The sequence below is a fragment of the Butyricicoccus porcorum genome (assembly GCF_002157465.1).
GTDB classification, from domain to species: Bacteria; Bacillota; Clostridia; order Oscillospirales; family Butyricicoccaceae; genus Butyricicoccus_A; species Butyricicoccus_A porcorum.
Genome location: NZ_NHOC01000007.1, coordinates 193,037 through 204,425 on the forward strand (window position 1 = coordinate 193,037; position 11,389 = coordinate 204,425).

Below are 11,389 nucleotides of genomic sequence, written 5' to 3' on the forward strand. Positions count from 1 at the left end.
AGAGATTCTCGATTTAAGAATTCCCGCCGAAAGGCGGGAATTTTTTTGCTTTTATACACATTTTTTAACTGATGTCAAAATCAAAGCTTTACATTTTAAGAAGACTTAACCAAAATTTTACGCTGGTATGGTAGATTGCAGCATTTGGGGCAGATACAATAGGGAAGAGGTGATTTTATGAATATCAACGGTTTTACCGAAACAGGAACATGGTACAAAGGCAATTTGCACTGCCATTCGACAAATTCAGATGGATTATTGAAACCTGACGAAGTTGCTGCATTATATAAAGAGCATGGATATCATTTTCTGGCCATCAGCGATCACGATTTATATTCCGATTACCGCAACGAATTGGGCAGTGATACGTTTCTTATTTTGCCCGCTCTGGAGGCATCAGCCGTGTTGTATGAGGATGAGAGTAAAACGGAACGATTGCGGATTCATCATATTCACGGCATCCTGGGAACGGAAGAGATGCAAAAGAACGCAGAACACAATCTGTTTCATCATCTGGAATATTATCCGCCGCGTCTGTTTTACGGCAACTGGGATGGCGCAGCTGTGGCGCAGGAGCTTCAGGATGATCTGAAAAAACATGGATGCATTACTACCTACAATCACCCTGTCTGGTCCAGAGTCAGGGAGGATGAATTTATCGATATTGAGGGTTGTACGGCAATGGAAATTTTTAATTACGGCACGGTGAACGAAAGTGCAACAGGAGTTGATTCTCTGCATTGGGATGTTATGCTGCGCAAGGGAAAGAAAATTTTTGCCGTTGCTTCGGATGACAACCACAATGATGGCATTGTGGAGGACAGTTTTGGCGGATATATCGTAGTCAAAGCGGAGAAGCTGAACCATGAATCGATTGTTCAGGCCATTGTGGACGGAAATTATTATTCTTCTTCTGGCCCGGAAATCTTTGACTGGGGTATTCGGGACAATGTGGCATATGTGCAGTGCAGTTCAGTAAACAGAGTAAATTTTATCGCAGGCAATTACATCAATGCAGGAGGATGTGTGGTATCCCGGTCAGGGAAAGATGACATAACCGAGGCGAGGTTTGCATTGCGCGGTAATGAGGATTACATCCGGGTTGAATGCACCGACCGACACGGAAATACCGCATGGACGAATCCAATCTTTTTAAAGGGACTCAGATGAGTCCCTTTTTCGCACACCCAAAAATACAGAGGAAAGGCAACATGGTCAAATATGTACTTTCAATTTCAGAACTGGCAAAATTAAAAAACGTCACAAGTGAAACTCTGAGACATTACGACAGAATCGGGCTGCTGAAACCGGATTATACCTCGGAGAGCGGACGACGGTATTATTCGATCCGCCAGTATGAACGCCTCGGAACCATTCTTGAACTGCGTCAGGCCGGTATGAGTCTGAATATGATTCAGGAATACCTTGACAATCGGAATTTTCAAAAGTCTCTTTCGATGCTGGAGGAGTATCAGAGGGAATTTGAACGAAAATTACAGGAACAAATGCAGTTGAATGAGGCGCTGCTCCGGAAGCTGGCGTTTTTGAGAAGTTTGTCTGACCTTCCGCAAATGGAAACCGTATTTGAAATGGAATTTCCAATCCGTTATATGGTTACCTTTGGAAAGGAAGCGGGCGACAGGGAAGAGCATGCGATGGCGTTCACCAAGCTGGAGAATTATATCAGAGAAAAAATACCGATCCTTGCCAGTGACCGGGTAGGAGTCATAGCTGACGAGAGATTGCTTGTCCCCAACGATCAGCTTATTCCGGCTGTACCGATGCTGCTGGTTTCTCCCGAAAAGGCGGACACAACTTATTTGAGGGAAATTCCGTCAGGTAAGTATGTCTGCATGTACTATAAAAATGGAGTTCTGGAAAAATATGATCGCTGTTTTGAGAAAATCAAGCAGTACATTCAGGAGAAAAACTATCGAATTTGCGGCAAGATTTTGCAAATATATAAAATCGATGTCACATTGACCAACAATGCGGAGGAAACCGTGCTGGAAATTCAAATTCCGGTACAATAGCGGTCAGAATTTTCTTGAATTTAACAAACTTTACTGATTCATGAGTTGAAGTTTTTGCTGCACAAAGAAGTATGCTGTAAAAGAAGTCAAAAAAGATCCATTTAATTTCAGGAGGTAACAATGAAAAAGAGATTCATTCAATTGACGGCTGCGGTTTTAACAGCTACGATTTCTGCCGCATGTCTTGCAGGCTGCGGAAGTACAGGCAGCACACAAACAGAAAGTGTAGATTTGAACAGCATGTCTCTGGAAGAGATTACAGCCAAGGCGAAAGAAGAAGGAGAAGTTAATTCCGTAGGTATGCCGGATGACTGGGCAAACTGGGATGATACGTGGAGCGGAATTTACGATACATATGGATTGAAGCACACCGATGTCGACCTGTCTTCCGCAGAGGAACTGGCGATGTTCGAGGCGGAGAAGAACAATGCGACCAAGGATATCGGTGATGTGGGTGAGACCTACGGCGCAGTTGCAGAAGAAAAGGGCCTGACTCTCAAATATAAGACCAGCTATTGGGATGAAATCCCGGATTGGGCAAAAGATGATGATGGCGACTGGGTGGTTGCATATTACGGAACCATGGCGCTGATGACCAACAAGAGGCTGGTTCCGGATGCGCCGACGTCATTCCAGGATCTGCTGGACGGCGACTATGTCGTATCCATCGGTGACGTTGCAAAGTCCACCAGAGCACAGTATGCTGTGCTGGCTGCGGCTTATGCAATGGGCGGAGATGAAAGCAACATTCAACCGGGTCTGGATTTCTTCCGCCAGCTTGCGGAGCAGGGACGTCTGGATAAGGGAGAATTCAATTTCAGCCGCATTGAAAAGGGTGAAATTGGCGTTGCAATTATTTGGGATTTCGTAGGAATCGGCTACCGCGAACAGATCAAGGAAAACAATCCGGATGCAGATTTTGAGATGTGCATTCCGAGCGACTGTTCGGTACAGAGTGGTTACACAACTATCATCAACGCGTATACCAAACGTCCGTATGCGGCAGCTTTGACGAGAGAATATATTCTGAGTGATGAGGGACAGTTGAATCTGGCAAAGGGGTATGCGAAAACAGTGCGCGATATAGATCTGCCGGCCGAGCTGGAGGAAAAAATGATCCCGGATAATCAGTATAACAATGTAAAGATGGTAGAAGATCAGGAAGCATGGGAAGAAACCGTGGCAGAGCTTCCCTCTCTGTGGAATGAAGAAGTCATGGCATACGCCAAATAAACAGGGAGTGGAATTATGAGGAAGACGCAGACAAAAAAGTATTTGCTGGCATTGCTTCCGTTCGTGATTCTGGTGGGGCTGTTTGAGATTATCCCGATTGCAACCATTATCGTAAGAAGCTTTACACCAGAGAGCGGAGAGATTGGTCTTACCTTGGCCAATTATGTCCAGGTTTTTACCAAAAAACTATATCGGTCAGCTATTTTTAATAGCCTGATTATTGCGGTGTTCTCATCTGTCATCGGCCTGTTTGTGGCATTCTTTGGATCCAAGGCGGCCTATGAAAAAGGCGGCAGAGCGAAAAAGATTTTCATGAGCCTGCTCAATATGGTTTCCAATTTTTCGGGCGTTCCGCTGGCATTTGCCTACATTATCATGCTGGGCAACACGGGCATTCTCACCCTGATCGGACAGAAATACGGCATTCAATTTCTGGCAGAATTTCCGTTGTATTCGGTTGTAGGCCTGATGTTTACCTATATTTACTTCCAGATTCCGCTGTCCACACTTCTGCTGCTCCCGGCATTCGAGTCCATCAAAAAGGAATGGAAGGATGCTGTCGGGCTGCTGGGAGGTACCAGCAGAACATTCTGGATGAAGGTTGGTATTCCGGTACTGATGCCGAGCATCCTGGGTACCTTTTCCGCGATGTTTGCCAATGCCATCGCGGCCTATGCGACTGCGTATGCTCTGGTGATGAACAATGTTTCGATTCTCCCGATTCGGATTTCGGAACAGTTTGTCGGAGATGTCGTACAAAATCCGCATCTCGGCGGCGCACTGGCTGTCATACTGATGGCACTGATGGTCCTTTCCGTTTTCATCAATGAGAAGATTCTACAGAAAGACAGGGGGCACCAGGAATGAGAGAAACCGGAAAGAAAAGAGGAAGCAGTGAGCTTCTGTGGGTTATCGGAATTTATCTTTTGTTCCCATTGCTTTTGACCTTTATCTATTCGCTGTTTACCGAATGGATTACGATTCTTCCCAAAGGATTTACACTGAATGCCTATCTGGAACTGTTCCGGGATTCGTATTTTTGGAGCTGCGTTGGAAGAACAGTCCTGATCTCCGTTGTGCCGATTGTCATTTGTACCATTGTTGTCCTGCTTGCCATGTATGTGGTAGTGGTGTACCTGCCTAAGCTGGACAGCATCATGAAGGTGATTTGTACGATCCCATATGCCATTCAGGGCGTTATCCTTCCGATCAGTGTGCTGGGATTGTATGTCAATGCGCCGGAGCCATTTTCCAACCGCGTATTCATGCTGGTCTGCACCTACTGCATCGTCGTGCTTCCCTATATTTATCAGGGTGTGCGCAATAATCTGAATGCAGTACACGCGCCGAGACTACTGGAAGCGGCACAGATGCTGGGGGCTGGAAGGTTTTATGCATTTTGGAACATCATCCTTCCCAACATTGCAAGTGGTGTTATGGTCTCCGCCATGCTGGCATTGTCGATTGTGTTTGGCGATTTTGTCATCATCAATACGCTGGCGGGCAACTACTTCCCAACCGGACAGATGTATCTGTATGCTGTCATGAAGCAGTCCGGACAAAAGGCAAGCGCCGTTATTGTATTGCTGTTTATCGTAACGCTGCTGATTTCTCTGGCAGTATTCGGCCTACAGAAAGACAAAAAGAAGGAGAGGTAAATTCCAGATGGCATATATTGAATTCAGGAATATTGATAAATTTTATGGCGAAAATCACGTGCTCAAAAATGTGAATTTGAATATCGAAAAGGGGCAGTTTGTCACGTTGCTGGGACCGTCTGGCTGCGGCAAGAGCACGCTTCTGCGTTGTCTGTCTGGTCTGGAGGAAATTTCCTCCGGACAGATTATCATGGACGGCAAGGATATCACCGGACTTGAGCCAAAAGATAGAAACATCGGCATGGTGTTCCAGCATTACAGCCTGTTCCCAAACATGACGGTAGAGGAAAATATCGCGTTTGGTCTGAAAATGAAAAAGAAGCCACAGGATGAAATCGACAGTAAGGTGAAGGAAGTCATGGAAATGGTCGAGCTGACCGGGAAGGAGAAGGCCTATCCGGTCAGTCTGTCTGGCGGACAGCAGCAGAGAGTTGCACTGGCACGCAGCATTGTGCAGCAGCCGAAGGTGCTGCTGTTGGACGAGCCGCTCAGTGCCATCGATGCCAAGCTGAGAAAGGCACTCCAGCAGAGCATCCGCGAGGTGCATAAAAAGCTGGGTCTCACCAGTATCTTTGTCACGCACGATCAGGATGAGGCGATGGTCATGTCGGACACCATCCATCTGTTCCATGACGGAAAAATTGAGCAGTCGAGTGATCCGATCGGCATGTATACTGCGCCGGTCAGCAAATTTGCCGCTACCTTTATCGGAAATTATAATATCCTGTCGGAAGAGCAGTTTGCAGCTGTCACAGGCAAGCGTGTGACGGCACCGGAAGGTATTGCCATCCGCCCGGAAACGCTGCAATTTGTCGATGGTGAAACAGACGAAGAATATTGCTTTACTGGCACGATTGTCGACAACACGCCGAAGGGCAATGTGTTGCAGTACCGTGTCCGGGTCAATGGAATCATTCTCAAGGTTGATGTCCTGTTCCGCAGCAAAACACTTTTCCAGAACGGGAATAAGGTCAAACTGGCAGTTGCAGACCACAACTGTATTAGATTATAATGAAAGAGAACAAATATATGAAATACGGAACAGTAAATTCTTTACAATCCCCAAGATTTGCCGGAGTTAAGACGTTCATGCGGATGCAGAATATCAGAACGCTGGATGACATTGATTTCGCTGTGCTCGGAATTCCGTTTGATACCTGCGCAACCTATCGCGCAGGCGCGCGTTTTGGCCCGGCTTCTATCCGGGAAATGTCATCGCTCGCGGCAAAGCCGTATCATCCGGAACTGGAGGTTGACATCTTTGCGCAGTGCTCCGGTGTCGATTACGGCGATATCGGCTCTGTACCGGGATATGTGGAAGAGTCGTTTGATGTGATGCAGAAAGAGATGAAGGAGATTTTTGCGCGGGGCATCATTCCGATTGCCATGGGCGGAGATCACAGTGTTACCCTGCCGGAGCTGCGGGCGTGCAGCGAAGTGTATGGCCCGGTTGCACTGGTTCATTTTGATGCGCATTACGATACGATTTCCGAATACTTCGGAAAGCCCTACAGCCATGGCACACCATTCTATCATGCCGCAATGGAAGGTCTGGTGGACACCGCACATTCCATTCAGTTGGGCATACGGGAGGGGCTGTACGGTGCGGAGGACGCAGAGAATTCCGCAAAGCTCGGCTACCAATCGATAACAGCGGCACAGATGCATGAGATGTCCGGTGAGGATGTGATCCGATGCATTTGTGCGCGCACAGAGGGGAAAAAGGTATTCCTCACGTTCGATATCGATTTTCTCGATCCTGCCTTTGCTCCGGGTACCGGAACGCCGGTTCCGGGCGGATTTTCCACCTGGGAGGCGCTTAAGATTCTTCGTGGTTTGAAGGAACTGGACATTGTAGGCTATGATATCGTTGAAGTCGCCCCGGCTTTTGACGGCAGCGGGATTACATCGATTGCAGCCGCCGGAATCATACAGGAATTTATGTCCCTGATTGCATGGAGGAAAAAACATGGAAAACTTTGAGACGCTCATATCGGACTCTCGTGTTCTGGAATCACTCAGACAGGGACAGGAGGTTGTTTGGATCAATCCTGATAAACGCTGTCTGGAACAGAGTATGCAGGGCTGTGAGCTGAATCAGAGCGACATAGATGACGCGGAACAGAGGCTTTTTCGGTTTGCACCGCTCATTCAGGCATATTTTCCGGAGACGCAGCCGCAGGGTGGTCTGATTGAATCGCCGCTTGTGGCGATTGACGCGATGCAGGCATGCCTGAACCGGAAATACGGCAGCGTACAGACCGGCAAACTCCTGCTGAAAAAGGACAGTCATCTTGCCATTGCCGGGTCTGTCAAAGCGCGCGGCGGCATTTATGAGGTGCTCAAGCACACGGAAGATCTTGTCCTGCGGCATCACCTGTTGGAGCCGGGCGAAAGCTATGCGAAGCTGGGAGATCCGGATAAGAAAGCATTTTTTCGTGCATATACCATCCAGGTCGGTTCTACCGGCAATCTGGGGCTGAGCATCGGTATCATCAGTGCAGTACTCGGATACCATGTGGTTGTCCATATGTCTGCCGATGCAAAGCAGTGGAAGAAAGATTTGCTGCGGAGCTATGGTGTCGATGTGCGCGAATATGAGGGCGACTACAGTGAAGCCGTCAGGAATGGCAGAATGCTTTCCGATGCAGACCCCAAGAGTTATTTTGTAGACGATGAAAATTCCAGAAATCTGTTTCTCGGTTATGCCGTAGCTGGAAAACGCCTGAAGCAGCAGTTAGATGAGATGGAAATTGTTGTGGATCAAGACCATCCGTTGTTTGTCTATATCCCGTGTGGTGTCGGCGGCGCACCGGGCGGCATCACCTTTGGTCTCAAGCAGGTGTTTGGCGATGATGTTCATTGCTTTTTCGTTGAGCCGACACAGGCACCCTGCATGCTGCTCGGCCTGGCAACCGGTTTGAACAACAAAATTTCAGTGCAGGATATCGGTCTGAGCGGCGAGACACAGGCGGATGGCCTTGCTGTGGGAAGACCATCTGCTTTTGTAGGCGGCATAATGAAAACCATGCTGAGCGGCGCATGTACCGTTGCCGATGAAAAGCTGTATCGATATATGAAGGACATGATGGATACCGAAGGGATCTTTCTGGAACCGAGTGCATGTGCGGCCGTGCACGGTGCAGTGTGCATGAATACAGAATCGGAGACAAGACGCTATCTGGAAGACAATCAGCTTGTTTCGCGGATGGCAAATACCACGCAGATTGTATGGGCAACCGGCGGAGGCCTTGTGCCTCAGACGATCCGGGACGACTATATGCGCACAGCAGCGGAACTGGAAAAGGACAGTTGAAATGTACGATACACATATGCATACGACGCCGTTTTCTTCTGACAGCCGAATGAAAATTGCCGAGGTTCAGCAGTATGTGCGGCAAACTGGAATCGGTGTCGTGCTGACGGAACATATGGATTATGAATTTCCAGAGCCAAAGGTATATGAATTTGATCCGGAAGCGTACTTTTCCGCATATGCGCCACATCGGAGCGACACGCTTCTCCTCGGTGTGGAGATCGGATTGCAGCGCTTTGTTGAGGGGAAGAATCAAACGTTGGTTTGTTCCTATCCCTTTGATATGGTGATTGGTTCCATTCATGCTGTATGTGGCAGGGATTTATATGATCCGTCGTATTTTCAGCTTTTTCCGGACAGGAAAAGCGCTTATACGGCATATCTGGAAGCCATGTATGAAAATGTCAGAAGCTATGATGATTTCGATACCCTGGCACACATCGATTATGTCAGCCGACACGCGCCATATGAAAATTCTATCCTGCTGTACGAGGAGTTTCCAAATCTGTTTGACAGAATACTGGAATGTCTCGCGGCAAAAGGAAAATCACTTGAAATCAATACCCGGCAGTTTGGAGATGGGCGGGCAGTAGCTGCACTTCGTAAGCTGTGCTGTCGGTTTGCTGAGTCGGGTGGGCGTACTGTGACCATCGGTTCGGACGCACACGACTGCGGCAGCATAGGGGCGTATCTGAAAGAGGCATACCAGCTGGCCGCAGCGTGCGGGCTGACTCCGGTATATTACAAAGAGCGACAGGCCTGCATGGCGCTGTGACACTGAATGCTTTCAAGGGCAGGTATTCCTTTCATCTCGTGATATTTCATCTTATGATAAATGACACCCGATCTTCCACGGTATGAAGATCGGGCTTTTTCATAGATTTTACCTTATTGCCATCTTTTTGTTACGGTGTTGTTGTGTACATTGCCGTGTGGATATGATATAGTAAACAAAGAAGGAGGGTGAGCGATGTGATGCTGATTTCAACTGTGTCACCGGTGTGTTTCTGGCTGGTTGTGATCATCGCCTGTCTGATAATAGAAGCAGTGACGACACAGCTTGTCACACTCTGGTTTGCGGCCGGTTCCATCGGTGCGCTGCTTGCGGCAAATGCCGGTTTGAGCTGGGCGGGACAGTTTGGAATCTTCCTTGTCCTGTCGTTCGTGCTTTTGTTGCTGCTTCGTCCGTTGCTGCGCGGGGTTCTGCGCCCGCAGCGGGATAGAACCAATGCAGACCGCATTCTCGGACAGGAGGCGGTTGTGGTACAGGCGATTGACAACAGGAATGGCACGGGTCAGATCCGCCTGATGGGTCAGATCTGGACCGCCAGAAGTATCCACAATGAACAGATTGCAGAAGGAGAAACCGTTGTTGTGCGGGAAATATCCGGCGTAAAGGCAATGGTGGAACACTGTGATGAAAATGGAGGTAATGGATCGTGGTATTTGTGATCATTGTTTTGGCACTGATTGTGCTCATCGTACTGGTTTCCAACATCAAGATTGTCCCGCAGGCAAAAGCCTACACCATTGAGCGCCTTGGTTCGTATCAGGGCACATGGCAGACCGGCCTGCATTTTAAAATTCCGCTGATTGAAAAGATTGCGCGCAAGGTCACACTCAAAGAACAGGTCGTTGATTTCGAGCCGCAGCCGGTTATCACGAAGGATAACGTCACGATGCAGATCGATACGGTTGTTTATTTCCAGATTACCGATCCGAAGCTGTTCACCTATGGCGTGGAAAACCCGATGGCAGCGATTGAAAACCTGACCGCGACGACACTGCGAAATATCATTGGAGATCTCGAACTCGATGAAACGCTGACCTCCCGCGATGTTATCAACACCAAGATGCGCACCATTCTGGATGAAGCAACCGATGCATGGGGCATCAAGGTCAACCGTGTCGAGTTGAAAAACATCATTCCGCCGAAGGCAATTCAGGAATCGATGGAAAAACAGATGAAGGCGGAGCGTGAACGCCGTGAGGCAATCCTTGTTGCAGAAGGCCAAAAGCAGTCCGCCATTCTTGTCGCACAGGGTGAGAAGGAGTCTATGGTACTGCGCGCAGATGCAAAGCGCGAAGCACAGATCAAAGAAGCACAGGGTCAGGCAGAGGCGCTGATGACTGTGCAGAAGGCACTGGCGGATTCCCTCGAGCTTTTGAACAAGGCGGCACCGAATGACCAGGTCATTCGCCTGAAGGCGTTGGAGGCATTTGCAAAAGCCGCAGACGGCAAGGCGACCAAGATTATCATTCCGTCGGAAATCCAGGGACTTGCAGGGCTTGCAACCTCGCTCCAGGAGGTCTGGAAGACGGAAACTCCGGATAAATAATCAGATAATGCAGCAGCTCCACCGGACAGATGATCTGGTGGAGCTTTTTTGTACGTATATTTTTTTGGACATACGCATACGCTGTGCACAGGGAATGGAGTGGTGCAGATTTGAGTGGAGTAAAAAAATTCCGTATTACTCTGATTGTCGCAATCTGTGCGGCAATTGGCGTGGCAGCCTTCAGCAGGCTGTATGTAGGAAGGACACTGCCGGAACACGATCCCGGCACGGCAGAGTTGCAGGAGCATGCAGCTGAGGAAACAGAAGGAGATTCCGGTGAACAGACAGAACTTGTGCTCGGAGAAGAGGTTTTTCTTTCGGCTGTAGAGGAAGCACTGGGCGGACAGCTGGAAGTGTCCGATTTATCCGCAGAGATCGGTGAAAATGGGGTAGTCCTATTATCCGGTTCTGTGAATAAGTCTGATGCTGCGGCACTGTTAAAGGAGCAGGATGACAGCATTTCCTCGGCATATCTCTCCGTTCTGGATTTGCTGCCGGATAGCCTGCCGCTTCAGCTGGAGCTTACATTGTGTGCCGATGGCGGCGCGGTTGCAGTTGTGCCGAAAAGCCTGAAGGTGGCGACGATGGAAATTCCGGATACAGTGGTGGGGGCAGATGCGTTCAATCAGCTGGAAACGAGCATAAATCGAAGTCTGGCCGGAAAACTCAGCCGGGTGGAATCGATTTCCTCTGCCGACGGAAAATTGACTGTAACAGGGGCGAAGGCATAAAGAAAACCCGACTGGGAAACCAGTCGGGTTATTTGCTATGTAAATCAATAACGGCCTGCGCCAACGTAATGCGAAGAAT

Annotated in this window: 12 protein-coding genes; all 12 read left to right on the top strand. The window is 48.6% G+C overall.

Annotation, left to right across the window (positions count from 1 at the left end):
* The first annotated feature begins 177 nt into the window (after window positions 1-177).
* Window positions 178-1,170, top strand: a complete 993-nt coding sequence (locus CBW42_RS09490; RefSeq protein WP_087020498.1) for a CehA/McbA family metallohydrolase — start codon at window positions 178-180, stop codon at window positions 1,168-1,170.
* A 41-nt stretch (window positions 1,171-1,211) separates the two neighbouring features.
* Complete coding sequence (locus CBW42_RS09495; RefSeq protein ID WP_087020501.1) at window positions 1,212-2,033, top strand: MerR family transcriptional regulator; 822 nt, start codon at window positions 1,212-1,214, stop codon at window positions 2,031-2,033.
* 120 nt (window positions 2,034-2,153) lie between these two features.
* Window positions 2,154-3,266, top strand: a complete 1,113-nt coding sequence (locus tag CBW42_RS09500) for an ABC transporter substrate-binding protein (RefSeq protein WP_087020503.1) — start codon at window positions 2,154-2,156, stop codon at window positions 3,264-3,266.
* A gap of 15 nt (window positions 3,267-3,281) precedes the next feature.
* On the top strand, window positions 3,282-4,133 hold the full coding sequence (locus CBW42_RS09505) for an ABC transporter permease (RefSeq protein WP_087020506.1): 852 nt from the start codon (window positions 3,282-3,284) through the stop codon (window positions 4,131-4,133).
* On the top strand, window positions 4,130-4,924 hold the full coding sequence (locus CBW42_RS09510) for an ABC transporter permease (protein WP_087020508.1): 795 nt from the start codon (window positions 4,130-4,132) through the stop codon (window positions 4,922-4,924). The genes CBW42_RS09505 and CBW42_RS09510 overlap by 4 nt, the downstream gene beginning before the upstream one ends.
* A 7-nt stretch (window positions 4,925-4,931) precedes the next feature.
* On the top strand, window positions 4,932-5,936 hold the full coding sequence (locus CBW42_RS09515; protein WP_087020511.1) for an ABC transporter ATP-binding protein: 1,005 nt from the start codon (window positions 4,932-4,934) through the stop codon (window positions 5,934-5,936).
* A gap of 83 nt (window positions 5,937-6,019) precedes the next feature.
* A complete protein-coding gene (gene speB / locus CBW42_RS09520; protein ID WP_242969842.1) occupies window positions 6,020-6,907 on the top strand; it encodes an agmatinase in 888 nt (295 codons plus the stop codon).
* The gene (locus tag CBW42_RS09525) at window positions 6,894-8,240 is read left to right on the top strand and encodes a D-serine ammonia-lyase (RefSeq protein ID WP_087020519.1); all 1,347 of its coding nucleotides are present in this window, start codon (window positions 6,894-6,896) and stop codon (window positions 8,238-8,240) included. Before speB ends, CBW42_RS09525 begins: the two co-directional genes overlap by 14 nt.
* Window position 8,241: 1 nt before the next feature.
* Window positions 8,242-9,015 carry a histidinol-phosphatase HisJ family protein gene (locus CBW42_RS09530; protein ID WP_087020522.1) on the top strand — a complete coding sequence of 258 codons (774 nt, stop codon included), beginning with the start codon at window positions 8,242-8,244 and terminating at the stop codon, window positions 9,013-9,015.
* Between the two features lie 200 nt (window positions 9,016-9,215).
* The gene (locus CBW42_RS09535) at window positions 9,216-9,692 is read left to right on the top strand and encodes an NfeD family protein (RefSeq protein WP_087020525.1); all 477 of its coding nucleotides are present in this window, start codon (window positions 9,216-9,218) and stop codon (window positions 9,690-9,692) included.
* Window positions 9,680-10,579 (top strand): SPFH domain-containing protein, encoded by a 900-nt coding sequence (locus CBW42_RS09540; protein WP_205703629.1) that lies wholly within the window; start codon window positions 9,680-9,682, stop codon window positions 10,577-10,579. Before CBW42_RS09535 ends, CBW42_RS09540 begins: the two co-directional genes overlap by 13 nt.
* A gap of 110 nt (window positions 10,580-10,689) precedes the next feature.
* On the top strand, window positions 10,690-11,310 hold the full coding sequence (locus CBW42_RS09545) for a hypothetical protein (RefSeq protein WP_087020532.1): 621 nt from the start codon (window positions 10,690-10,692) through the stop codon (window positions 11,308-11,310).
* The last annotated feature ends 79 nt before the right edge of the window (window positions 11,311-11,389 follow it).